Origin of the sequence: Veillonella faecalis, assembly GCF_024677885.1 — a bacterium.
Lineage (GTDB): Bacteria > Bacillota > Negativicutes > Veillonellales > Veillonellaceae > Veillonella > Veillonella nakazawae.
The window spans coordinates 562,619-586,656 of record NZ_JALBWL010000001.1; the positions used below are offsets into that span (position 1 = coordinate 562,619).

The window sequence follows — 24,038 nt, forward strand, 5'->3', positions numbered from 1 at the left end:
TGCAAAATAAGAGAACACTGTACGGTGTTCTCTTATTATTTCTTAATTATTTACCAACAGATGCCATTACTTCAGCTACGAAGTCATCTTGGCGTTTTTCAATGCCTTCGCCCAAACCGTAGCGAACAAAACGACGTACGTTGATGTTTTCACCGATTTTTGCAATATTTTCATTAATGATGTCTGTAACTGTTTTGTCGCCATCTTTAATGAATACTTGTTCTAATAGGCAGTTCTCTTTATAGAATTTTTCAATACGACCAGCAACCATTTTTTCCAAAACAGCTTCAGGTTTTGGTTTACGGCCAGCTTTTACGTCTTCTTCAGCTTCTACTTTAGCTTGTTCCAACAATACTTGTTTTTCGTGTTCGATTACTTCAGCAGGAACTTCTTCACGGTTCAAGTATGTAGGGTTTACAGCTGCGATTTGCATTGCGATATCGCGTGCCAAGCTTTGGAAATCATCAGTTTTAGCAACGAAGTCAGTTTCGCAGTTAACTTCTACCAATACGCCAATACGACCACCAGCATGGATGTAAGATTGTACTACACCTTCAGCTGCGATACGACCTGCTTTTTTAGCAGCAGCAGCTAAACCTTTTTCACGAAGAAGGTCAACCGCTTTTTCGATATTACCGTCAGTTTCAACCAATGCTTTTTTAGCGTCCATCATACCTGCGCCAGTCATGTCGCGCAATTCTTTTACCAAAGCAGCAGTAATTGCCATTATTTTGTTCCTCCTAGTATTAATTAAGGTAAGGATATAGTCCTTACCCTAATTATATATGTTATAGATTTATCTTTCAAATGCTAATCAGAAATGATTTAGTAGCTTTGCAGAATTATTCCGCAGCTTCAGCACCGTCCAAGGATTCGCCTTGACGACCTTCAAGAACAGCGTCAGCCATTTTACCAGCCAATAATTTTACAGCACGAATAGCGTCATCATTTGCTGGGATTGGGAATTCAACTTCATCTGGATCACAATTAGTGTCAACTGTTGCAACAACTGGAATACCCAATTTTTTAGCTTCTGCAATAGCGATTTTTTCTTTTTTAGGATCAACTACGAAAAGAGCACCTGGCATTTTAGGCATATCTTTGATACCGCCAAGGTATTTTTCCAATTTTTCCATTTCATGACGAAGACCGATAACTTCTTTTTTAGGCAATACTTCAAAAGTACCATCTTCTGCCATAGCTTCCAATTGTTTTAAACGTTTAATACGAGTTTCAATTGTTTTGAAGTTAGTCAACATACCGCCCAACCAACGTTCGTTAACGAAGAACATGTTAGCGCGGATAGCTTCTTCTTTAATAGCTTCTTGAGCTTGTTTTTTAGTACCTACGAACAAGATTACTTCGCCTTGGGAAGCAACTTCGCGTAAGAAAGAGTAAGCTTCTTCTACTTTTTTAACTGTTTTAGACAAGTCAATGATATAAATACCATTGCGTTCAGTGAAGATGAATTTCGCCATTTTAGGGTTCCATCTTCTAGTCTGATGACCAAAGTGTACACCAGCCTCTAATAATTGTTTCATTGATACTACTGCCATTGTGGCACCTCCTGTTAATTAACCTCCGCCGCTTCATCCTTCGGGTCACCCAAAATTAGGCACAGTACCGAAGTCCACCGACGTGCATATTTTTCATACCTGATAATTTTAACAAATAATTATTGTAAAAGCAAGCAAGGAGTAAGGATTTCTTTAAGAATCCATCACTCCTTATTTTAATTTAATGAATGAATCATCAATAGACTATATTAAAGCTTGTATTCTATATCGCCGATACTAATATAAATATTAATTATTGCGAATAGATTCAATCATATGTGCTCGATCATCAGCGCCAAATACAGCAGATCCTGCTACTAAAACAGTAGCACCTGCTCTTTTAATTGGAACACATGTAATATCATTAATGCCACCATCTACTTCAATAACTGCAGTTGTATTATCTACTTCTTCTAGTAGCATTTTAGTTTGCTTAACTTTTTTAATAGCATTGGGAATAAAAGATTGCCCACCAAAGCCAGGATTTACAGACATAATTAAAATCATGTCTAGATCAGCAGCCACATCCTCTAACAAGGACACTGGTGTACTTGGATTAAGTGCAACCCCTGCTTTCATGCCACATTGTTTAATATGTTGGATTAAACGATGCATATGTGGCACAGTTTCTTGATGAAATGTAAAATACTCTACACCAATCTTTGCAAATTCTTCTACATAGTCACCAGGATTTGTAACCATTAAGTGAACATCAAATGGTAATTGTGTATAAGGACGGATGGCTTTCACGATAGGTGCACCAAATGTTAGGTTTGGTACAAAATGACCATCCATAATATCAATATGCAATAAATCAGCTCCAGCTAATTCAATAGATTTTATTTCTTCGCTTAATGTTGCAAAATTTGCAGAGAGCATAGATGGTGCAATTTTAATCATTTTAAAACCTCTTTCGTTGACTTTCTATGTCATTACGTATAGACATATATGCATCATATCGTCCTTGATGAATATGGCCTGCATCTAAAGCATCTTTTATGCCACAAATAGGTTCATGCTCATGATAACAAGGATTAAATTTACATGTATCAACATAATTACTAAATTCAGGGAATAACGTAGGTAACCGTTCTAATGAAACATCGTTAAACTCAATTGCACTAAATCCAGGTGTATCCATAATAAAAGAATCTGAATCCAAACTATATAAAGAAGCATGACGGGTGGTATGTTTACCGCGCTTTATTTTGTCACTAACCTCACCCGTTTGGAATGCAAACTTAGGATCAACAGCATTTAATAGACTACTTTTACCAACACCAGAAGGGCCTGCAAAGGCAGTTACCTTATGCGCTAACACACGACGTAACTCATCAATACCTGTCATATTATATGTAGATGTCATCAATACTTCATAGCCAATAGACTTATAAAGCTTTACCATGGCTTCTGTATCTGGATCCATCAAATCACATTTGTTAATACATAATACAATCGGTATATCTGCATGTTCAATCATGACAAGCATTTTATTTAGTAAAAGCTCATTAATATCGGGTTCATGAGCAGCTACAACCAATACGACTTGATCAATATTAGCTACCGCAGGTCTAACCATGGAATTATGACGATCGAGGATGGACTCAACGAATCCATCCTCAGAAATCGTAACACGATCACCGACAAGTAAACTATAGCGACCTTTCTTTAATCTACCTCGAACTTTACATTCATGAACAGTACTTGCATCGTCTTGTACATAAAAGTAACCATTCATATTTTTGACAACAATACCTGTAATCATAATTCCCCTATAATGCTGTTTCTTGTACTAATGCACCATTGAGATAAACCTCAATGCGAACATTACCTACACCAGACACTTTTTTAACAATACGATCACCAGGTTTATTTGTATCATCGTAGATTACAGCAGAACCGTCATCATCTTTTACGACAATTTTTAGCTCTTGGTTTTTAGAGCCTGCCGGCACTGTAATATCTACTGTACCAGTAGTTTTATTACTACTACTGTCAGATTTTTTATCATTTTTCTTTTTGTCATCTTTATATTCAGTAGTTAGATTTACTGCAGTACCTTCATCAATTTCATCGCCAGCTTTTATGCTTTGTTCTGTTACAATAGATTTTTCCTCTACAGAACCAGCGACTTGATTAACACCAAGATGAGCATTACTCAATGTATCTCGTGCATCTTTTAAAGTCATACCAATAACATTTGGCATTTGAATCTTTTTAGCTTTAGCTTTATTTACAACGAGATCAATTGTTGTACCTTTAGAAACTTTAGAGTCACCAGATGGACTTTGAGCTATGATAACACCATCAGGTTTATTATCTACAGACTGTTGTGTTACTTTACCAACAACTAACCCAACATCTTTAAGTCGTTGTCGAGCTTGGTCTACTGTTAAACCAGACAAATCCGGTACTGTAATATCACCAACACCTTTAGATACAACAAGATGAATTGTACGTTGTTCTTTAACCTTCTCTCCTGCACCTGGTGTTTGAGAAATAACTTGACCAGCTGGTACATCCGGATTAGTAACCTCGCTTGTAGAAACACGCAAATGTTTATCTTCTAAAATGTTTTTAGCTACAGAAACTTGTTTACCCACAACATTAGGTACATCTACAGTTGTGTTACTCCAGAAATTACCATAACTCAAGAAGGCACCTAAGAAGGCTACTAAAAAAATTACGGCAGCCCCTAGGACGATATATTTTTGTGGGATAGATGCAATTTTACTTAACATACTCTTCTTTTTACCCTCATCTTTTTGCTCTTCTTGAATATCACTGAAATCCTCAAGTGCTTCAGGATCAACAGCTGGAATCATTTGAGTTGCAAAATCATATGGTTCATGACGTTGAGTTTTACCCATTGTAAAGCCTTGAGACAATCGTAAATCACTTATCATGTCAGAAATAGACTCAAAGCGATCTGCAGGGTTTTTAGATAATGCCTTCATTACGACAGCTTCTAAAAGCGGTGGGATTGAAGGATTATATCGAGTTGGAGGAGCTACTTTTTCACGTACATGTTTTAATGCTACTGCAATTGGAGTCTCCCCTTCAAAAGGAACTCTACCTGTTAGCATTTCATATAAAACTACGCCTAAAGAGTAGATATCAGTATTACCATCTACTGGTTTCCCACTGGCTTGTTCAGGTGATAAATAGTGAGCAGAGCCTAAAATTGAATTCGTGTACATAACTGTATTAGTAGCATTCATAGCTCGAGCAATACCAAAGTCAGTTACTTTTACACGCCCCGTACGAGTAATAATGACATTATGAGGTTTAATATCACAATGCACTATTCCCATCGTATGCGCGTGTTCTAAGCCCTCTGCGATAGCAATAGTGAATTTTACAGCCTCGTCTATGGATAGTCTTCCATGTCGCGTTATATACTCTTTTAATGTTTCACCATCTACATATTCCATAATGATATAGTGTAAATCTTGATCAAACCCTACATCATACATATTTACAATATTAGGATGATTTAGTTTGCCCGCCGCTTGTGCTTCTCGTTTAAAACGCGTAACAAACTCATCATCATTAGCAAAGTTAGCATGCAATACTTTAATTGCTACTTGTCTACCTAATAAGGTATCTTCTCCAAGGTATACGTCAGCCATTCCGCCAACGCCAATTTTATCAACAATTCGGTAGCGGTTATCTAGAAGTATACCTTTTATATTCATAGTACTCATTATTTCTCCATTTCTAGATTAGATTGTTCCCACCACAATGGTCACATTATCTCCTGCTCCGACATCATATACGGCTTCCATCAATGATTCTACAACCTTCATATCATCACTATTAGATTGTAATGCACTAGCAATAACATCATCTGATACATAACCACATAGTCCATCAGTGCAAAGTAAAATACGATCACCTGGAAGAATAGATTCTACACCACTATCAACCTCTAAAGTATCATCAACCCCAACTGCACGGGTCAATAAGTTTCTTTGAGGGTGATTTAGCATTTCATCCTTTGTAATCTCTCCAGCAGTTAATAATTCTTGTACCATAGAATGATCTGTAGTAATTTGTCGTAAAAGACCATCTCTATATACATACAAACGACTATCACCAACACTTGCCCAGTATAATTGGTCACCATTAACGGCCGTAACAACAGCAGTAGTGCCCATACCAGCAAGACGTTCTTCATGAGCTACGCGATTAGCTATACGTTCATTGGCATGAATAATAGCATCACATAAATCTTGTTGCCCCACAGTTTCAAGGGAGGCCAAATACTCTTTAATTTCATCAACAGCATAGGTACTAGCGATTTCACCGCCACTATATCCACCCATGCCATCAGTAACAGCGCAAACGTTACCATCAATAAAGAAACGGTCTTCATTGCGTTGACGTACAAGTCCAATTTTACTTAAACCAACAAAATTATTCATGATTCTCCTTTTTCCGACCATGAGCTGCTTTTAATTGCCCACATGCGGCTTGGATAGCATCGCCCATCTCTTTTCGTACCGTTACAGATACGCCATAGGAAGCAACGATGTCTTTAAATGTATTCATATTTGTAATAGATGGTTTATATAATTCTATATGTTCATTGCCATTAACAGGTATTAAGTTAACATGGCAATTTGGGAAATCTTTACAGATTTTCCCCAATGCATGAGCCTCCTCCATAGATGCATTTACTGAATCTATAAGAATATACTCAAAGGTGATACGACGTTGAGTCGTATCATAATAATATTTTACCGCATCTAAGACTTCCGTCAATTCATAACGAGCCCCAACTGGCATAATACTACGACGCACTTCATTATTTGTAGCGTGTAATGAGAGTGCCAAAGTTATAGGTAATCCTTCATCAGCTAATTTATAGATGTTTGGAACCCACCCACAAGTAGAAATAGTCATCTTCCGATAACTAATATTACAAATCATAGGATCATGTAATAGTTGCAGTGACTGCAAAACATTATCATAGTTTTGCAATGGTTCCCCTGCCCCCATAACTACAACAGAGTGGATTTGCTCTTTTGTAAGAGCTCCGAAAATAACGACTTGTCCAATGATTTCAGACACAGTTAAATCACGATATAAACCACCCTGTGTAGAGGCGCAGAACACACAGCCCATGGCACAGCCAACTTGAGAAGAAACACATACAGAGTATCCATAGTGTTGCTCCATTAAAACGGCTTCTACCCGGCTTTGATCTATCATTTCAACAAGGATTTTACGAGTCTTCCCATCTGGAGATACAGACTCAGTAATTAATGTTGGTAAAGAAATAACACAGTTATCACTTAACCATTGACGCAACTCTTTAGGAAACTGCGTCATCTCTTCAAAATCAAATATATATCTATGATAAATATAGTCTATTAACTGTTTCGCTCGAAACTTTTGTATATTATGGGTCTTAAAGATAGATTGTAACTCTTCTAAAGACTTACCCAATAATTCTATCATGGTACTCCATTTCTATTATTATGATATGCGTTTTACACGAGCCATAAAGAATCCATCCATCTGATCTCGTGGCGGATATGTTGTAATCATACCCTCTACAGCTTGTGGCAACCCATCAAATGATACAGAATCAATGATAAAGTTCTTATGAGTTGCTAGAAATTTTTCTAGTACATCCTCATTTTCCCCACTATTGATAGTACAAGTAGAGTATACTAAATATCCATCAACTTTAACCATTTCAGCAGCTTTTTCTAATATTTCAAGCTGTAATGGAGGTAAGTCAGTAAGTAAAGATTGTGTTTTACGCCAACGCATATCCAACTTTTTTTGTAATATGCCAAGTCCAGAACACGGTGCATCTACTAAGACGCGATCGAATTGTTCTTTCCAATTATCGGGTAAATAACGACCGTCTTGTAGCTTAGTTGAAACTATGGATACTCCAAGTCGTTCAGCATTTTGATTCATAAGCTCTAATTTATGATCGTATATATCACAACTCATAATAGCACCCGTATTATTCATGAGACTTGCCATATGCATAGACTTACCACCTGGTGCAGCACAACAATCTAATATGCGCTCGCCTGGCTTAGGATCAACTACATGAGCAACGAGCATAGAGGCTTTATCCATAAAGGTAATATGACCTTCCATAACAGGTTTTGCTTTTTCCAAGTGCCCTTGATGTGCATCAATATAAACTACTTCTGGAATATCATTGTCCTGTTCAACAGTCCAACCTAAATCTCGTAGTTCTTTTAAACAATCCTCAATAGATACTTTTACAGTATTTATACGTGCTGTCAAACGAGGTTGTTCATTAAACCAAGCACAAAGATCTATAGTCTTATCCTTCCCCATTTCATTTATCCATAAATTAACTAACCATAAAGGTTGATTATAAATGAAAGAAATTTCTTCAGCCTCAGACTTGGCAAGTTCACCAATAGAAATACTATCACTTTCACGTAATACTGAACGTAATACGGCATTTACAAAGCCAGATAATCCTCTAGTTAACTTTTTTGCCAATTTTACAGATTCATTGACCGCTGCGCTTTCAGGGACTTTATCCATATAGATAATTTGATAAATGCCAAGTCTAAGAATTTCTACAACCATGGATGATAATTTCTTTAATGGTCTTTTGGCAAAATGAACAATAATGGCATCTAAATAATTTTTTCTACGGATGACACCATAGACCAACTCCGTGAAAAATCTTCGATCTAAATCGGATAAATGATATTTTTGTAAATACTCTTGTAACTTGATATTGGCATAAGCACCATTACGATTAATATCACTCAAAGCTTTCACTGCGAGCAATCGAATATTTAGTTGTTGATTCGTTTTAACTTCAGTCATCGTTTTTCCTACCAATTAATTGTTCAACTGCTGCTCGAACACGTTCAGGATCTACTGTAGTATTGCAACAAGGTCCATTAGGTCTTTCATTTAAAACGCCAATGACAGGTATCGGAAATACATCAGCCATACCACTTGCTAAATCACGTTCACAAGCAATAGCTACAATAGCCTTTGGTCGTGCTTCTTTTACCTTCATTCGCGCTAATGTACCACCTGTTACCACTATAAATTGACACCCATACTCTTTAGCAATTTGCAATAAACTTCCAACTTGGCATCTACCACATTGTTTACAATTGTATACATCATGTGTAACCTTATGAACACATGAACTTTCCTGTAAACAATGAGGTGTCAATAACAATATACGTTCTGGATCAACTGTATACATATCAAGCATCACTAGATGATTAATCAAGTCAATCATAGACTGACGCAATTGATCCTTAGTAACCCCTCTCACTTTACCAATCAATAGGGACACTGGAAACAGTCCATATATAAACTGGTTAGCAAGCCTTAAAACAATAGGATGTAACCGTAGTATACCGAAACTAGCAATAATCAAGGACGTGCACAATAACCATATAACACAAATGGATACAGAAAAAATCACTGTACTTATTATGGGTGCAATAGGATGTAATTGTGAAAGTCCAGGCTCTAATATATACATTAGGAATCCCATAATTACAGTAATTATGGCACATGTAATTGATGATAATATCAGGTATAACGGATACGTTTCGTACTGCTTATATTGAGTCTCCAAAAACGATACCTTCCTTTATCTGATGTCCATTAATAAAATCAATAGCAGAAATGCGTTTTTTATTTTCTGGTTGGACTTCTGTCAATAGAATTATATTTCCATCACCACAATATACACCTAAACCGGCTATTTTAGATACGATTGTACCAGGTATAGTTGTGGCTGATATAGCAATTGGTACATGTTTACCATGGACAGCTATCAAACCGTGAGTCGTATCACTAGGAACTACTTCTGCTGACCATACTTTTAAACGTTTTCCATCGAGATATGTATAACACCCAGGAGCTGGATTAAGTCCTCTAATAAGGTTTGCAATTTCATTAGCAGACTTAGACCAGTCTATCTGTCCCATTTCCTTTGTAATCTTAGCAGTATGTGTAGCCATTGTATCATCTTGTGGCGTAGCCACAATTTCTCCATTAACCCAACGAGTTAATACGGAAACGATTGTTTTGCCCCCTAGTAATGCCATACGTTCAAATAGTTGCCCTGTTGTTTCACCACACAAAATATCAGTCTCAACTATGTCGATAATATCGCCTGTATCAAGGCCATCATCCATATGCATAATTGTAACACCTGTCTTAGTATCACCATTTAATATGGCATAATGAATTGGTGCAGCACCTCTATACTTAGGTAAAATAGATGCATGTACGTTAATACATCCATATTGTGGTAAACGAATAAGCCATGGCGGTAAAATTTTACCGTATGCAATAACCACTACTACGTCGGGATTTAGAGCTTCTAATTCTGCTTGTACTTGTTCATCACGTAATGTTACCGGTTGGAATACAGGTAAATTATGATTTAAAGCTGCCACTTTTACAGGTGGCATTTGAACTTGTTTACCGCGACCTTTTTGTTTATCTGGCTGACAGTATACACCAACAATAGAGTGACCAGCCTTTATTAATGCTTCCAAAGTAGGAACAGAAAAATCAGGCGTCCCCATAAATACGACACGCAATTGTTTTTGATTAGACAATTTCTTTCTCCTCTGGGTGATCAGTAATCAATCGTAAGTTAGTTGCTTTTTCAATAAACAAATGACCTTCTAAATGATCAATCTCATGTTGAAAAATACGCGCTAAAAATCCTTCAGCTTTAATTGTTACCTTTTTATTATGAGGGTCTATACCTTTAACGGTAATTTTATCGAATCTTTCCACATCGCCAAAATACCCTGGTACACTTAAACAACCCTCTGGTCCCACTTGAGATCCCTCAGCATGCGTAATTTCAGGATTAATTAATGCAATGAGACCACTACCGGCATGATCATCTACGACGATAATTCGTTTTGACACCGCTACTTGAGGTGCAGCAAGCCCAACGCCATCAGTCTCATACATTGTTTCCGCCATATCATCGATAAGGGCTCTAAGTTTTTTATTAACATGTTCTACAGGTTCCGCAATTTGTTTTAAAACGGGGTGACCTGCTTTCACAACATCTAATACTGCCATTTATACTCCTATACTAAACAGGATCTACATCAATCAAAAGTCCTTCTTGTGTGAAGATCCATGAATTATATATATATTCTTTTAAATTTGATAAGTCAGTACCTCGAATCATAATCGCTAAACGATACATATCCCGTACTTTTTTGATGCTTACTTCATAAGGTCCATTAATGAGAATATCGGTATCACCTTTATGGACCTCTAAATCGCTTACAATACGATTAGCTATGGCCTCTAAGGTCTCCATATTTTGATGACGCACTACCATGTGAATCATCTCTCTAAACGGAGGATATCCTAATGCTTTACGATTTTGAATTTCTTCATTGTAAAAGCCTACATAATCATGAGCCTTACTCTTTATTATAGCATAATTTAAAGGATTATATGTTTGTATTACTACACTGCCTGGTTTATCACCACGACCAGCCCTGCCAGATGTCTGTGTAAGTAAATCAAAAGTTCTTTCAGATGCGGAATATACAGGAATATTTAAAACTGAATCAGCCGTTAAAATACCAACAGCTGTTACATCTTTAAAGTCATGACCTTTTGACACCATTTGTGTTCCCAGTAAGATGTCATATTTATGAGTCCCAAAATCATGTAAAATATCTTCTGCTAATTGTTTGTTTTTAGTTACGTCTTGATCAAGGCGGGCAATACGAGCCGACTTAAAATGACGTCGCAACTCTTCCTCCACCTTTTGTGTACCTGATCCAAAGAATTTAATGCGTTGACTATTACACTTTGGACAGACCGTAGGAATTGGTTCATGATGTTCACAGTAATGGCACCGTAATTCTTCACCTGCTTGGTGATACACCATAGCTACATCACAATGAGGACACATAATAGTTTCCCCGCAATCGCGACACATTACAAAGGTACTATAACCACGTCTATTCAAAAGAATAATCATTTGGTTATGTTCATTCAATGTTTTTTGAATCAAGCTACTCATAGCATCAGAAAAAACAGAATAGTTACCATGAAGAATTTCTTCCTTCATGTCCACAATAGTTACTTTTGGCATTGGTTGTTCAAAAATACGATGTGGTAATTCAAGCAACTGATACTCCCCTTGCTTAGCTTTGTAATAGGAGGTTACAGATGGTGTTGCAGAACCAAGTATTACAGGACAACCATGTGCTTCCCCACGCCATAATGCAACATTTCTAGCATGGTAACGAACCATATCCTCTTGCTTATAAGAAGTATCATGCTCTTCATCTACTACGATAAGTCCAATGTCCTCAGCTGGAGCAAATACCGCAGATCGTGCACCAATGATAATATGACTATCCTTGCGACGTAAACGCTCCCAGTTATTATTGCGTTGTTGAACTGTTAACTTACTATGAAATACTACAACTTCATCACCAAAGGTTTCTACAAAACGACGCACTATCTGATCTGTCAAAATAATTTCTGGAACCAAAATAATAGCAGTTTTATCTTTGCTAATACATTTTGCCGTAGCTTTTAAGTACAATTGGGTTTTTCCACTACCTGTTACGCCATGCAACAAAAAGGTTTTATGCTGATGTGTATTCATCACCACTTGTATCGGTTCATACACAGCTTGTTGTGCATCAGTTAATGGTATATTTACTTCTTCTGTAAATAGTTCATCAAAAGAGGTTTTTGTAGCTTTAAATCTAGATTCAATAGTAATCCCCTTAGCTTCACTCACTTGTTTAATGACCATTCGAGAAAAACCTTTAGCCAATAATAATGCTTTTGATGCGCCACCCACTTCAAGTAAATATTTAGCCAATTCCCGTTGTTTCTTTTTTCGTTCACTAAATTGTTCTACCGTGAAAGCAGGTGTAACCACAAGCCATTCTTCCTTAGGCGCCTCATAAGATTTTAGAGTTTTATTAACAGTAAATAAACGCAATGCATCGCCATAGGAGAATAAATAATATTCATTTAAACGACGAGCAGTATCCATCATTTCAGGTGTGAACCAAGGTTCATTGTCTAATACTTGAACAATATTTCGCAATGTGAACTCAGGGGGCTCGCTTAACTCTTCATAGCCAATCAGAATTCCCTCTTCGCGACTATTGCCTAAAGGAATAAGTACACGTGTACCAGGTAAGATATTGCCAAACTTTTCAGGCATTAAGTAGCTTAACGGTTTATGAAGTTGTTTAGCAGGTCTATTGATGATAACTTTTGCGACACGCATACATTATATCCTTTCATTTACTATAAAAGGTCTCAGTAGAAATTCTACTAAGACCTTTTGTATTATAAGCCAGCTTCAGCTTTTAAAATTGCAGCTTTGTCAGTACGCTCCCAAGGTAAATCTACATCAGTTCTACCAAAGTGACCATATGCTGCAGTTTTGCGATAATGAGGTTTTAACAAATCAAGCATTTCAATAATACCTGCTGGACGAAGGTCGAAATGTTTCTTAATAAGTTCTTGAATTTTAGTTTCCTCAATGCGACCTGTACCAAAAGTATCAACTAAAACGGATACAGGATGTGCAACACCAATAGCGTAAGCAACTTGTACTTCACACTTATCAGCAAGGCCTGCTGCTACAACATTTTTAGCTACATAACGAGCTGCATATGCTGCAGAGCGGTCAACCTTAGATGGATCCTTACCAGAGAAAGCACCGCCACCATGACGAGCCATACCGCCGTAAGTATCTACGATAATTTTGCGGCCAGTCAAGCCAGCATCACCATGAGGACCACCGATTACGAAACGGCCAGTTGGGTTAATGAAATATTTTGTATTTTCATCAACAAATTCAGCAGGCAATGCTGCATCGATAACAAAGCGTTTCAAGTCTGCTTTAATTTGTTCTTGCGTAACTTCAGGGCTATGTTGTGTAGAGATAACAATTGTATCAATACGTTTTGGTTTACCATCAACATATTCAACAGTAACTTGAGTTTTACCATCTGGACGAAGATATGTTAAAGTGCCATCTTTACGAACTTCTGTAAGACGACGGGATAAACGATGAGCCAAAGAAATAGGCATAGGCATAAGTTCAGGTGTTTCATTAGATGCATAACCAAACATCATACCTTGGTCACCAGCACCGATTTTATCTAGTGCTTCACCATTACCATCTTTAGATTCAAGAGCTTCATCTACGCCCATCGCAATATCAGCAGATTGTTCATCAATAGAAACAAGTACACCGCAAGTGTCGCAGTCAAAGCCAAATTTTGCACGTGTATAACCAATTTCACGAACTGTATCACGTACGATGCGAGGAATATCTACATATGTATTAGTAGAAATTTCACCTACTACATGAACTAGACCAGTAGTAACTAAAGTTTCACAAGCTACACGAGCAGTTGGATCCTTTTCAATAATCGCATCCAAAACAGCGTCAGAAATTTGGTCAGCTATTTTATCTGGATGGCCTTCAGTAACAGATTCAGAAGTAAAAAACATATGTTTTTCAGCCATTTTATCCTCCTAATACGAAAAAAAGCCTCTCATGTACTCATGAGAGACCCTCCCATCTAACGACATTTGTCATAGGAATTAGCACCTTTTCCTCTTGGAATGGTTGCTGTAGCTTCATAGGGCCTATCCCTCCACTACTCTTGATGAGTTACAGAAATATTATAGTGTATTTACATTGATAAAGCAAGTCATTATTACATATCTTTCTATCAATTACAAACTACAAACATAAGATTCTCTCATATATCGTGTTATTTATTTTTTACTAATTCCACAACTTCTTTCATAATATTATGGGCCAATTCAGATTTTTTCATATTCGGCATTTCTTTAGGATCTTTATGAGGATATAAGAAGTATCCTTCATTCGTATCTACATTAAAACCTGCATTAGATTTACTAACATCATTTGCTACAAGCATATCTAAGTTTTTTCTAATTACTTTATCTTGACCGTATTTAATAACATGCTCAGTTTCCGCTGCAAAACCTACAAGAATTTGATGTTTCTTTTTAGCACCTAAACCTTGTAGAATATCTGGATTTTTAACAAGTTCTAAAGTCATAGACTCCATTTTTTTTATTTTTTGTTCTGCCTTATGAAGAACTCGGAAATCAGATACAGCAGCCGCCATAATAACAACATCTACCTCATCATATCGAGATTCAACAGCATGTTGCATAGATAAAGCAGAGTCAATAGGAACAAAATCTACTCCACTAGGTACGGCTAAAGATGTGGGTGCACTGACCAAAATAACGTTAGCCCCCATCCGGGCAGCTTGCTCAGCAATAGCATACCCCATCTTTCCACTCGAACGATTACCAATATAACGAACAGGATCGATATTCTCTTGTGTACCCCCAGCTGTAACAAGCACTGTAATACCTTCAAGTTCATTAGATTTGCACATCTGTGATTCAAGCCAATCTACAATGGCTTCGGGCTCTGGTAAGCGTCCCATACCGGTAACCCCACAAGCAAGCCATCCTTCAGCAGGTTCCATAATATGGTAGCCAAGAGAACGTAAACCTTCCAAATTACGTTGAGTAATCGGATTGTTATACATTTCTGTATTCATAGCAGGACAAAGATATTTTGGAGCCTTAGTAGCCATTATTGTTGTTGTTAGCATATCATCTGCAATACCGGCATATATTTTACCAATTACATTTGCCGTAGCTGGAACAACCACATATGCATCTGCCCATATAGCTAATGCAATATGCTCCACATCCCATTGATGAACTTGTTCAAACATGTCGATAGCTACTGGATGTCCACTAATTTCACCAAATGTAAGAGGTGAAGCTATATGAGTGGAGTTTTGAGTCATAACCACCTTCACTTCAGCACCTTTTTTACGAAGTCTGCTAACTACTTCAATTGCCTTATACGCAGCAATACCTGCAGATACAGCGACAATGATATGTTTTCCTCGCATTTTCTTCTCCTTTTAAAAATTCCTTGTATCAATGATACAAGGAATCGTTTTTCTTATTTAATGCCTTCTTTAGTGCGTTTATAAGTCACTTCACCTTCGGCAATTTCATAGAATGCCAAGGAAACCGGCTTGTCAGTTGCATGTGTAGATTCAGCTAAGCATGGTTCGCCATCTGTTAGTTCACGAGCACGTTTAGCTGCCAATGTTACCAAAGTATATTTACTATCTACTTGATTTTCCAATTTTTTCAATGGAGGTTTTACCATCATACTATCACTTCTCCTTAGACTCTTGATACTGTTTATAAATAAATTGAATTTGCTCTTTATTGCGACTAATCTTACAGGATTCAGCTCGTAAGATAGATGCAACCTTCTCAGATGCCTCTCCGAGATCATCATTTACAACTATATAGTCATATCGATGGGCTAATGCCAATTCAGAACAGGCTAATGACAACCGTTTATCAATAACTTCTTTCGCATCTGTACCGCGATTATGTAATCGCTCAGATAACTCAGTTAATGACGGTGGTACTATATAAATAAATACAGCATCACTAAAACGTTCTTTAACTTGCATAGCACCTTGAATATCAATTTCTAACAGTACACTTTTACCATCATCCAATAAATCCATTACATGTTGCTTCGGTGTACCGTAGTAATTATCATATACTTTTGCATATTCTAAAAATGCATCTTCACTTAATAGAGTTTCAAATTCTTGTTTCGAGCGAAAGAAGTAATTAACCCCTTCTACTTCACCAACACGAGGTGCCCGTGTGGTCATTGAAACAGAATATACTAAATTAGGCATTTCTTTTCGAATATTCGCACAAATCGTACCTTTACCTGCGCCAGATGGCCCGGATATAACGATTAATAATCCTCTGTCTGACATATGTACTCCTATGATTCTACTGTATCTTCGTCTACATCATATTGCACAAGTCGATGTGCTACGGTTTCTGGTTGAATTGCAGATAGTACAATTTGACCACTATCCATAACTAATACAGCACGAGTCTTACGACCATATGTAGCATCAATGAGTAGGCCCTTGTCACGCGCATCTTGAACCATACGTTTTATCGGTGCAGATTCGGGACTAATAATAGCCATAACACGGTTAGCAGATACCATATTACCAAAGCCTATATTCAATAACTGAATACTCATTTATGGACCTCCTATTACTCTACATTCTGTACTTGTTCTCTAATTTTCTCTAACTCACATTTTAGCTGAACCACAAACTCTGTAATACTTGAATCCATAGCTTTGGAACCAATTGTATTCACTTCACGATTCATTTCTTGCAAAATAAAATCCACCTTACGACCAATGGAATTCTCATCTGCAAGTGTGTTTTTTAATTGTACCACATGTGAGGTAAATCGGACAATCTCTTCCGTAATATCAGTCTTATCAGCTAATAAAGCAATTTCCTGCAAAAAACGATCTTCACTTATACTCGCCTCTAAAGACACTAAATATTCTTGAATTTTTCCCTTTATATGCTCACGATACGCATCTACAGCACCGGCCTTTTTCTCATCAATACTCTTGATTATATTTTCTAAAGTAGTGATACGAGACAATAAATCTTGTTCAATATGTTTACCTTCTATAGTACGCATTGTTATTAAGGCATCTAGTGCTTGGTTTGTAGATTCTTGTACTATTTCTGAAAGCACATCTTCTGCAATCGGAGTATCTTGTTGTTGTATCCATTCATTAGAAATGGAATTGACCGCTTGTAAAGGCACCTTTTTAGGGTCATCATAAAACTCTTCTCGAACAAGCAATTCTTGTATCTGCTTTCTCAATACACTATTTATTGTAAAAGTTTTAGGTCTTTCCCCTGCATCCTGAATAGAAACAGATACTTCAACTTTACCACGGGTAATCCGATCTTGTACTAATCCACGAATAATACTTTCAAAAGGGTTTATTTGCTTTGGACTACGTATAAATAAATCCAAAAATCGTGCATTTACAGTCTTAATTTCTACCGTACAGGTAATGCCATCTTTGGTTGCGGTACCAGAACCAAAACCGGTCATACTTTTCATATGATATCCTCCTTAGCAGTTTTTATTATTGTACCACGAATTATACATTCCGTGTTTAAATACTAAGAATTATATGTACATTATGTTATACTAAACTATACTTCTAAATAGAATTGAAAGGAGTACTATGAATTTAGACGGACTTACCATGTCTGTTCTCGCTAAAGAACTAAATGAGCGATTACAAACAGGTCAAATACAAAAATTATATCAAATAGATAAAACTACATTACTATTTAAAATTCGTGCACTTAACGAAGATCAAAGCCTAGTCATCACTGTTGGTGCAACCCCCGCAATGTATCTCAGCAAACCTCTTCAAGATTTACCAAAGGAACCTAGTTCACTATGTATGTTTCTTCGTAAACATATTGAGGGTAGCCGTATTGTAAAGGTTGAACAAATCAATGGTGATCGAATCATGTGTATCCAAACGGATAAGCTTGAAATGGATGGTTCTATTACGAGTACATTTATATATGTGGAACTAATGGGCAAGTATTCAAACTGTATCTTTGTTCAAGATGGAGTTATTCTAGAATCATTAATTCATGTATCGCCTTTAATGAATCGTGAACGTTCTATAAGTCCTAAACTACACTATGAATTACCACCTAATGCTAATCGTGTGAGTTTAATGGATTTTGATTATAATGAAATCAAAAATTTACTTACCTCCTTCGGTGATGGCACTGTACAACAATCTATACGTGCCATCTTTAACGGTTTTGGTAAACCTTTATTGGATGAAGTATTATTGACTTCAGATCTTAGTGGTAATGAAATCATAAGTGACTTAATTCCCACGCAAGTTGATGCCTTAGCTAAGGCGTTATATGAGTTAAAAATTAAGCTCAATGAAAGTAATGGTTTGCTTACTTTAATTAATGATAATAATAAAAAAGCACATGCCACTTTTATCCTACAAAATTATAAAGTCCTTAAAGAATATAGTACGATTTCAGAAGCCTTAGAAGAATCGATTCATAATACAAAATCCATTCACACTGCAGATAAAGAACTAGAAAAGATCTTAACAGCAGCCATAAAAAAAGAAGAAGTTCGTCATCAAAAGATTAAAGATGAATTAGATGACACCAATAAAATGGATACATATAAACTATATGGTGATATCTTAATGATTAATGCTCACTTACAAGTTCAATATGAACCTTCTATCCAATTACCAAATCTTCTTTCTGAAGATGGAGAATTATTAACAATTCCTCTAAAGCCAAATCTTACAATTGTAGAAAACGGTCAATGGTATTATAAGCTCTATACTAAATTAAAAAATCGTATGGTCAGTGGTGAATATCAACTTAATGCTAGTACTACAAAACTTGAATATCTCAAATCAATTTTATATAGTATTTCATTAGCCACTACCCGTGAAAGCTTAGAAGAAATTCGTAAAGAATGTATGGATGCAGGCATTATTAAAAAATCGAAGAAGCCATTATCATATAAATTAGGTAAATCAAATTACATTCATTTAACCATCGATGAAGGTGAAATATTTATTGGCCGTAACAATCAACAAAATGAATATTTGACTCATCGATTTGCCAAACCAACAGATATTTGGTTCCATACACAAGATATTCAAGGTTCCCATCTCATATTAAGACTTAATGTAGAGCCTGATGATATGATTCTATCTAAAGTCGCTCAATACGCAGCCTACTTTAGTAAGGCACGTAAAACCAGCAAAGTACCTGTAGATTATACATACATTAAAAATATAAAAAAGCCACCTGGGTCTCCACTTGGTTTTGTTATTTTTAGCACTCATCAAACAATGATCGTTGAGCCTAAAAAGCCTGATAATTATAATGAATAAAAAAGAAGCGAAGGAAATCCTTCGCTTCTTTTCTTATAATATTATTGGTTTTCTTCTGTACGTTGTTCAGTTTGTTTCAAACTTTCACGATTTTGACGTAAGCTTTCCAATGTTTTTTCTAAATTGTTTTCCACATATTTAAGAACATCACCAGCATATTGAATGGAGCTGGATTTCAATTCCTCAGAGGATTGGTTAGCTGCATTGATAATTTGATTAGCTTGTTCTTGAGCTTGTTTAACTAGTTCACTTTCAGCAGTTAATTTAGCAATGTAGTCTTTAGCTTGATCAATCAAAGTTTCAGCTTGACGTTGAGCATCAGCTAGTACTTTATCTTTATCTGCTACAATACGACGAGACTCTTCAAGTTCCAATGGTAAAGACTCTTGAATAGAATCAATAATACGCATAATTTCGTCTTCCTCAACCATACGTTTTGTAGTCATAGGAATACGGCTGCTAGATTCAATAAGAACCTCTAAATCTTCTAATAATTTTTCTGTTTTCATACATTTCACCCCTATTTATTATGGACCGTATTAAAGCGTTCTTCAAGTTTTTCCTTAACATCATCCGGAACTAAACCATCTAGCTTACCGCCAAATTTTGCAAGTTCACGAATACCTGTGGAGCTGACGAAAGAGTATTTATTATTTGTCATAATAAATACAGTTTCAATATCATCATCCAAATATTTTGCAAACAACGCACGTTGAAATTCATATTCAAAGTCACTTAAAGCTCGCAATCCTCGAATGATTATAGTGGCATTCTTAGATTTAACATACTGGTTAAGTAGACCACCTGTACAATCAATTTCAACATTAGGAATATGTTTGACAGAATTTTGAATCATCTCAACCCGTTCTTCCATGGTAAATAAGGAATTTTTATTTGGGTTAGAGCTGACAGCAATGATTAATTTATCAACTAATCGACTGCCTCGTTCAAAAATATCAACATGTCCATTTGTTACTGGGTCAAAACTACCCGGACACACACCTATACGCACAGGTTTAGCTCCTTTCAGCAGTGTTTACAAAATAGGAAACCATCGTATAACCAAATTTCTGTTCTTTTATACATTTCCATGATTCAGGCAAGGTAAATGCCTCGTCCTTATGGTGCTCTAGTAATAAAACCCCTTCAGGCTTTAATAAATCACAGTCTACAACCATATCTATGGTTTCTTGTATAAATCCATTTTCATATGGTGGATCAGAAAAAATATAATCGAACTGTCGTCCCATTATATAATTTTTTAATTGTGAAAGTTTCCTCGGAATGATTTCTAACCGATCTTCCACATGACAATGTTTGGCATTCTCCAAAATCAATTTTCCTGTTTTAAAGTCTACCGCTACTGCATGTGCTGCACCACGACTTAAGGCTTCAATAGCTACTGCACCTGTACCTGAAAATATATCTAATACATGAGTACCAAATATACCTCTATTAGATAATACATTAAACACACTTTCACGAACACGATCAAGTGTAGGTCTAGTATCTACCCCTTTAGGTGCTTTTATAGTATGTCCCTTTGCAGTTCCGCCAATAATTCGCATACAACCCTCACAAGATTATACTCATTAATTATAGTATATAAATAACCAAATTAAAAGTATCTTTTATTTATGATACTTCAATTTTAATATCTCGTCCCATCAATTCTGCTAATGCCAAAGCAGGAGATTTTTCTTCATATAAAACTTCATATAAAGCCTTTGTTATTGGCATTTCAATATGATGTTCACAAGCCATTTTATAAATAATGTCAGTAGCAAAGAAACCTTCTACAACCATATTCGTATGATTAATAATATAGTCCATCGTCTTTCCATCTGCTAATTGTTGTCCAGCTGCCCGGTTGCGACCATGGGGACTCATACATGTGGCAATCAAATCTCCCATACCAGCTAGGCCGGCATAGGTTTCTTTTTGAGCACCTAAGGCTACACCAAAACGAGTCATCTCATGCAACCCACGTGTTAAGAGCAATGCTTTACAGTTATCCCCTAACTTTAGACCGTCTACAATACCAGCAGCGAGAGCAATAATATTCTTTGTAGCCCCCGCTAACTCAACACCAGTAATATCGGTATTTGCATAAATTCTAAAGTTTTGACTACATAATGCTTTCTGTAACATCGTGGCCACATCAAGATCTTCTGTACTTAAAACAGATGCAGCCGGTAAATCTCGTCCAATTTCTTCCGCATGGTTTGGACCAGATAAAACAGCGAGATTACATCCAACTGTTCCTAGAACCTCTCTCATAACTGTAGTCAGCAATTTACCAGTAGTACGCTCTACACCTTTTGAACAAAGTATATACGATTGTTCTTTATGAGCACATGGCTTAATAGACTCTAAACTAGTACGTACATGTACAGATGGCGTAACCATGAGAATGATATCAGCCCCTTTAATACAGGTAGCAAGATCTGAACTATATACTAATTCATTTGGTAATGTTACGCCAGGTAAATACTCTTTATTCTCCAAATCTTTAGCTAATTGATCTGCAAATTCTGGGCGACGACAATATAAAGTTGTGGTATTTCCAGCTAATACGGATTTAATAGCAAGAGCAGTACCCCAGCTACCAGAGCCGACAACAACAACATTCATATATTAATCCTTTTTGATACGTTCTACTTTTAACTCATTACCTGCAAGTAAACGTTTGATATTATCCCAATGGCGAACAATGACAAATAAAGCAGCCAAAGCGCCAAAGCCAACGAACCAATAAGATTCGCCTGTAAAATACATTAAGATTGGTACCAAAGCGGCAGCTATAATTGATCCTAGTGATACGAGCTTAGTGAAATAGACAATAACGCCCCATACCAAGAAGGCAATCAAAGCAACTAATGGTGACAAAGCAATTAATACACCTAGTCCTGTAGCTACGCCACGACCACCTTTAAAGCCTAAGAATATAGACCAGTTATGGCCCATCATAGCAAGAATACCACCTAAGATCATATACATAGGTCCATAAGAGGATAATAATACTACCCCAGCCGCGCCTTTTAAGGCATCACAGAGAAATACAGGTAATGCAGCTTTGAGACCTATAACGCGATATGTGTTAGTGGCACCTATATTTTTAGAACCATATTGGCGTACATCTGTATTAAAGAAGGTTTTACCAATAATTAAACCACTAGGAATTGAACCAATAAGATATGCCAATATAGCATATACGATAACCATAATATCCATTAGTCTTCATCATCCCGTTTCTTACCACGCAACACTAAACGAATTGGTGTTCCTTCAAAGCCAAAGGACTCACGTAATCTATTTTCCAAGAAACGCATATACGAGAAGTGAATTAACTCTGGTTCATTTACAAACAAAATAAATGTAGGTGGTTTAACACTTGCTTGTGTCATATAGTAAATCTTTGGAATTCTGCCATTACGAGATGGTACAGGATTTACTGTTTGAGCATCTTGCAATAATTGATTTAATGTACCTGTAGATACACGGCGATACTGTTGTTCAGAAACGAATTTCAACATATCAGCTAAGCGATGAATACGTTGCTTAGTCAATGCAGATGCAAATAGAATCGGCGCAAACTGTAAGAAGCCTAATTCATCATAAATATCTTCAGTAAATCGCAGTGTTGTTTTATCATCTTTTTCAACAAGATCCCATTTGTTTACAACAATAATTACACCCTTGCCTGCTTCATAGGCATAACCAGCAATTTTCTTATCTTGTTCTGTAACACCATCTTGAGCATCAAGCACAAGAACAACAATATCCGAACGGTCTACAGAGCGTAAAGAACGCACAATACTATATCGTTCAACAGCTTCTTCGATTTTAGATTTACGTCGCATGCCTGCAGTATCGATAAGGACAAATTTTTGATCTCCATGAGTCCAATATGTATCGATGGAATCACGTGTTGTCCCTGCCACATCAGATACGATTACGCGGTCTTGCCCTAATAATGCATTGGTCAAAGAAGATTTACCTACATTAGGACGGCCAATAACCGCTACGTGAATAGTATCTTCATCATCAACATTTGTACCAACTGGAGGAAAATGTTTAACCGTATCGTCAAGCAAGTCACCTAAATTCATTAAATTCTTAGCAGAAATACCAATTGGATCACCTAAGCCAAGATTATAGAATTCATAAATATTAGGTTCTTGATTAACACTGTCAATTTTATTAACAACTAAAACTACAGGTTTGCCGCTAGCACGTAATATATTTGCAACTTCTTCATCGGCAGGAACAATTCCTTGTTTACCATCAACAACAAATAAAATTACATCCGCTTCTTCAATTGCTAATTCAGCTTGTAAACGCATCATCTTAGGAATAACATGACTATTATCTGTTATGAATTCGATACCACCTGTATCTATCATTGTAAATTCACGATTTAACCACTCTGCGTCAAAGTAAATACGATCCCGTGTTACACCAGGAATATCTTCAACAATAGAGATTCGTTTATTAACAATGGCATTAAAAAGTGTAGATTTCCCTACATTTGGACGACCTACAACAGCCACTAATGGTTTTGCCATGGTTTCACC

Annotated in this window: 25 protein-coding genes and 1 riboswitch; of the genes, 1 reads left to right on the forward strand and 24 read right to left on the reverse strand. The window is 36.5% G+C overall.

What is annotated here, in order from left to right; all coding sequences use genetic code 11:
• Positions 1-46 precede the first annotated feature (46 nt).
• From tsf to MOQ65_RS02705, 18 genes are all read right to left on the reverse strand, one after another.
• The gene (tsf, locus tag MOQ65_RS02620) at positions 47-727 is read right to left on the reverse strand and encodes a translation elongation factor Ts (protein WP_156719085.1); all 681 of its coding nucleotides are present in this window, start codon (positions 725-727) and stop codon (positions 47-49) included.
• A gap of 115 nt (positions 728-842) precedes the next feature.
• Positions 843-1,556 (reverse strand): 30S ribosomal protein S2, encoded by a 714-nt coding sequence (gene rpsB / locus MOQ65_RS02625; protein ID WP_060924643.1) that lies wholly within the window; start codon positions 1,554-1,556, stop codon positions 843-845.
• A gap of 249 nt (positions 1,557-1,805) precedes the next feature.
• The gene (rpe, locus tag MOQ65_RS02630; protein ID WP_257846555.1) at positions 1,806-2,456 is read right to left on the reverse strand and encodes a ribulose-phosphate 3-epimerase; all 651 of its coding nucleotides are present in this window, start codon (positions 2,454-2,456) and stop codon (positions 1,806-1,808) included.
• Position 2,457: 1 nt separating this feature from the next.
• Positions 2,458-3,321 carry a ribosome small subunit-dependent GTPase A gene (gene rsgA / locus MOQ65_RS02635; protein WP_213467808.1) on the reverse strand — a complete coding sequence of 288 codons (864 nt, stop codon included), beginning with the start codon at positions 3,319-3,321 and terminating at the stop codon, positions 2,458-2,460.
• 7 nt (positions 3,322-3,328) lie between these two features.
• On the reverse strand, positions 3,329-5,254 hold the full coding sequence (gene pknB / locus MOQ65_RS02640) for a Stk1 family PASTA domain-containing Ser/Thr kinase (RefSeq protein WP_257846706.1): 1,926 nt from the start codon (positions 5,252-5,254) through the stop codon (positions 3,329-3,331).
• 27 nt (positions 5,255-5,281) lie between these two features.
• The gene (locus MOQ65_RS02645; RefSeq protein WP_213467807.1) at positions 5,282-5,983 is read right to left on the reverse strand and encodes a Stp1/IreP family PP2C-type Ser/Thr phosphatase; all 702 of its coding nucleotides are present in this window, start codon (positions 5,981-5,983) and stop codon (positions 5,282-5,284) included.
• The gene (gene rlmN / locus MOQ65_RS02650; RefSeq protein ID WP_257846556.1) at positions 5,976-7,022 is read right to left on the reverse strand and encodes a dual-specificity RNA methyltransferase RlmN; all 1,047 of its coding nucleotides are present in this window, start codon (positions 7,020-7,022) and stop codon (positions 5,976-5,978) included. The genes MOQ65_RS02645 and rlmN overlap by 8 nt, the downstream gene beginning before the upstream one ends.
• An 18-nt stretch (positions 7,023-7,040) precedes the next feature.
• Positions 7,041-8,396, reverse strand: coding sequence for a 16S rRNA (cytosine(967)-C(5))-methyltransferase RsmB (gene rsmB, locus MOQ65_RS02655; protein ID WP_105094329.1), 1,356 nt, complete (start codon positions 8,394-8,396; stop codon positions 7,041-7,043).
• The gene (locus tag MOQ65_RS09535; protein ID WP_156719079.1) at positions 8,389-9,171 is read right to left on the reverse strand and encodes a DUF116 domain-containing protein; all 783 of its coding nucleotides are present in this window, start codon (positions 9,169-9,171) and stop codon (positions 8,389-8,391) included. Before MOQ65_RS09535 ends, rsmB begins: the two co-directional genes overlap by 8 nt.
• Positions 9,155-10,165: a methionyl-tRNA formyltransferase gene (fmt, locus tag MOQ65_RS02665; RefSeq protein ID WP_257846558.1), complete on the reverse strand. Its 1,011-nt coding sequence runs from the start codon at positions 10,163-10,165 to the stop codon at positions 9,155-9,157. The genes MOQ65_RS09535 and fmt overlap by 17 nt, the downstream gene beginning before the upstream one ends.
• Positions 10,158-10,646 (reverse strand): peptide deformylase, encoded by a 489-nt coding sequence (gene def / locus MOQ65_RS02670; RefSeq protein WP_105094326.1) that lies wholly within the window; start codon positions 10,644-10,646, stop codon positions 10,158-10,160. Before def ends, fmt begins: the two co-directional genes overlap by 8 nt.
• Before the next feature lie 13 nt (positions 10,647-10,659).
• Positions 10,660-12,843, reverse strand: coding sequence for a replication restart helicase PriA (gene priA / locus MOQ65_RS02675; protein ID WP_257846559.1), 2,184 nt, complete (start codon positions 12,841-12,843; stop codon positions 10,660-10,662).
• A 62-nt stretch (positions 12,844-12,905) separates the two neighbouring features.
• Positions 12,906-14,096, reverse strand: a complete 1,191-nt coding sequence (gene metK / locus MOQ65_RS02680; RefSeq protein WP_060924651.1) for a methionine adenosyltransferase — start codon at positions 14,094-14,096, stop codon at positions 12,906-12,908.
• A 49-nt stretch (positions 14,097-14,145) separates the two neighbouring features.
• Positions 14,146-14,246: riboswitch (SAM riboswitch) on the reverse strand.
• A 101-nt stretch (positions 14,247-14,347) separates the two neighbouring features.
• Complete coding sequence (coaBC, locus tag MOQ65_RS02685) at positions 14,348-15,541, reverse strand: bifunctional phosphopantothenoylcysteine decarboxylase/phosphopantothenate--cysteine ligase CoaBC (protein ID WP_257846560.1); 1,194 nt, start codon at positions 15,539-15,541, stop codon at positions 14,348-14,350.
• Positions 15,542-15,594: 53 nt separating this feature from the next.
• Positions 15,595-15,810, reverse strand: a complete 216-nt coding sequence (gene rpoZ, locus MOQ65_RS02690) for a DNA-directed RNA polymerase subunit omega (protein WP_060924653.1) — start codon at positions 15,808-15,810, stop codon at positions 15,595-15,597.
• Positions 15,811-15,814: 4 nt separating this feature from the next.
• Positions 15,815-16,444: a guanylate kinase gene (gene gmk, locus MOQ65_RS02695; protein ID WP_060924654.1), complete on the reverse strand. Its 630-nt coding sequence runs from the start codon at positions 16,442-16,444 to the stop codon at positions 15,815-15,817.
• 8 nt (positions 16,445-16,452) lie between these two features.
• Complete coding sequence (gene remA, locus MOQ65_RS02700) at positions 16,453-16,722, reverse strand: extracellular matrix/biofilm regulator RemA (protein ID WP_005386753.1); 270 nt, start codon at positions 16,720-16,722, stop codon at positions 16,453-16,455.
• A 14-nt stretch (positions 16,723-16,736) separates the two neighbouring features.
• A complete protein-coding gene (locus tag MOQ65_RS02705; RefSeq protein ID WP_257846561.1) occupies positions 16,737-17,618 on the reverse strand; it encodes a YicC/YloC family endoribonuclease in 882 nt (293 codons plus the stop codon).
• A 127-nt stretch (positions 17,619-17,745) separates the two neighbouring features.
• Between MOQ65_RS02705 and MOQ65_RS02710 the strand changes: the two genes are divergently transcribed.
• Positions 17,746-19,461: an Rqc2 family fibronectin-binding protein gene (locus MOQ65_RS02710; protein WP_105094321.1), complete on the forward strand. Its 1,716-nt coding sequence runs from the start codon at positions 17,746-17,748 to the stop codon at positions 19,459-19,461.
• 41 nt (positions 19,462-19,502) lie between these two features.
• On the opposite strand, the gene MOQ65_RS02715 is transcribed toward MOQ65_RS02710, so the two are convergent.
• The 6 genes from MOQ65_RS02715 to der all read right to left on the reverse strand — a co-directional run bounded on the left by MOQ65_RS02715 (position 19,503) and on the right by der (position 24,029).
• Entirely contained in the window at positions 19,503-19,970 is a 468-nt protein-coding gene (locus tag MOQ65_RS02715) for a hypothetical protein (RefSeq protein ID WP_005386756.1), read from the reverse strand.
• Positions 19,971-19,981: 11 nt separating this feature from the next.
• A complete protein-coding gene (gene coaD, locus MOQ65_RS02720) occupies positions 19,982-20,473 on the reverse strand; it encodes a pantetheine-phosphate adenylyltransferase (RefSeq protein ID WP_024066177.1) in 492 nt (163 codons plus the stop codon).
• A 4-nt stretch (positions 20,474-20,477) separates the two neighbouring features.
• Positions 20,478-21,029 carry a 16S rRNA (guanine(966)-N(2))-methyltransferase RsmD gene (gene rsmD / locus MOQ65_RS02725; protein ID WP_060924657.1) on the reverse strand — a complete coding sequence of 184 codons (552 nt, stop codon included), beginning with the start codon at positions 21,027-21,029 and terminating at the stop codon, positions 20,478-20,480.
• A 67-nt stretch (positions 21,030-21,096) separates the two neighbouring features.
• Positions 21,097-22,095, reverse strand: coding sequence for an NAD(P)H-dependent glycerol-3-phosphate dehydrogenase (locus MOQ65_RS02730; protein WP_257846562.1), 999 nt, complete (start codon positions 22,093-22,095; stop codon positions 21,097-21,099).
• A gap of 3 nt (positions 22,096-22,098) precedes the next feature.
• On the reverse strand, positions 22,099-22,695 hold the full coding sequence (gene plsY, locus MOQ65_RS02735; protein ID WP_024066174.1) for a glycerol-3-phosphate 1-O-acyltransferase PlsY: 597 nt from the start codon (positions 22,693-22,695) through the stop codon (positions 22,099-22,101).
• Positions 22,695-24,029 carry a ribosome biogenesis GTPase Der gene (gene der / locus MOQ65_RS02740; protein WP_060924659.1) on the reverse strand — a complete coding sequence of 445 codons (1,335 nt, stop codon included), beginning with the start codon at positions 24,027-24,029 and terminating at the stop codon, positions 22,695-22,697. Before der ends, plsY begins: the two co-directional genes overlap by 1 nt.
• Between the last annotated feature and the right edge of the window lie 9 nt (positions 24,030-24,038).

Bases quoted from the DNA above. Each gene is read 5' to 3' on its own strand.
- MOQ65_RS02710 (WP_105094321.1), top strand. From the start codon at position 17,746: ATGAATTTAGACGGACTTACCATGTCTGTTCTCGCTAAAGAACTAAAT.
- MOQ65_RS02645 (WP_213467807.1), bottom strand. From the start codon at position 5,983: ATGAATAATTTTGTTGGTTTAAGTAAAATTGGACTTGTACGTCAACGC.
- MOQ65_RS02705 (WP_257846561.1), bottom strand. From the start codon at position 17,618: ATGAAAAGTATGACCGGTTTTGGTTCTGGTACCGCAACCAAAGATGGC.
- der (WP_060924659.1), bottom strand. From the start codon at position 24,029: ATGGCAAAACCATTAGTGGCTGTTGTAGGTCGTCCAAATGTAGGGAAA.
- rsmB (WP_105094329.1), bottom strand. From the start codon at position 8,396: ATGACTGAAGTTAAAACGAATCAACAACTAAATATTCGATTGCTCGCA.
- plsY (WP_024066174.1), bottom strand. From the start codon at position 22,695: ATGGATATTATGGTTATCGTATATGCTATATTGGCATATCTTATTGGT.
- metK (WP_060924651.1), bottom strand. From the start codon at position 14,096: ATGGCTGAAAAACATATGTTTTTTACTTCTGAATCTGTTACTGAAGGC.
- coaBC (WP_257846560.1), bottom strand. From the start codon at position 15,541: ATGCGAGGAAAACATATCATTGTCGCTGTATCTGCAGGTATTGCTGCG.
- MOQ65_RS02715 (WP_005386756.1), bottom strand. From the start codon at position 19,970: ATGAAAACAGAAAAATTATTAGAAGATTTAGAGGTTCTTATTGAATCT.
- def (WP_105094326.1), bottom strand. From the start codon at position 10,646: ATGGCAGTATTAGATGTTGTGAAAGCAGGTCACCCCGTTTTAAAACAA.
- tsf (WP_156719085.1), bottom strand. From the start codon at position 727: ATGGCAATTACTGCTGCTTTGGTAAAAGAATTGCGCGACATGACTGGC.
- remA (WP_005386753.1), bottom strand. From the start codon at position 16,722: ATGAGTATTCAGTTATTGAATATAGGCTTTGGTAATATGGTATCTGCT.
- rpe (WP_257846555.1), bottom strand. From the start codon at position 2,456: ATGATTAAAATTGCACCATCTATGCTCTCTGCAAATTTTGCAACATTA.
- rpoZ (WP_060924653.1), bottom strand. From the start codon at position 15,810: ATGATGGTAAAACCTCCATTGAAAAAATTGGAAAATCAAGTAGATAGT.
- rsgA (WP_213467808.1), bottom strand. From the start codon at position 3,321: ATGATTACAGGTATTGTTGTCAAAAATATGAATGGTTACTTTTATGTA.
- rlmN (WP_257846556.1), bottom strand. From the start codon at position 7,022: ATGATAGAATTATTGGGTAAGTCTTTAGAAGAGTTACAATCTATCTTT.
- gmk (WP_060924654.1), bottom strand. From the start codon at position 16,444: ATGTCAGACAGAGGATTATTAATCGTTATATCCGGGCCATCTGGCGCA.
- priA (WP_257846559.1), bottom strand. From the start codon at position 12,843: ATGCGTGTCGCAAAAGTTATCATCAATAGACCTGCTAAACAACTTCAT.
- rsmD (WP_060924657.1), bottom strand. From the start codon at position 21,029: ATGCGAATTATTGGCGGAACTGCAAAGGGACATACTATAAAAGCACCT.
- MOQ65_RS02730 (WP_257846562.1), bottom strand. From the start codon at position 22,095: ATGAATGTTGTTGTTGTCGGCTCTGGTAGCTGGGGTACTGCTCTTGCT.
- rpsB (WP_060924643.1), bottom strand. From the start codon at position 1,556: ATGGCAGTAGTATCAATGAAACAATTATTAGAGGCTGGTGTACACTTT.
- pknB (WP_257846706.1), bottom strand. From the start codon at position 5,254: ATGAATATAAAAGGTATACTTCTAGATAACCGCTACCGAATTGTTGAT.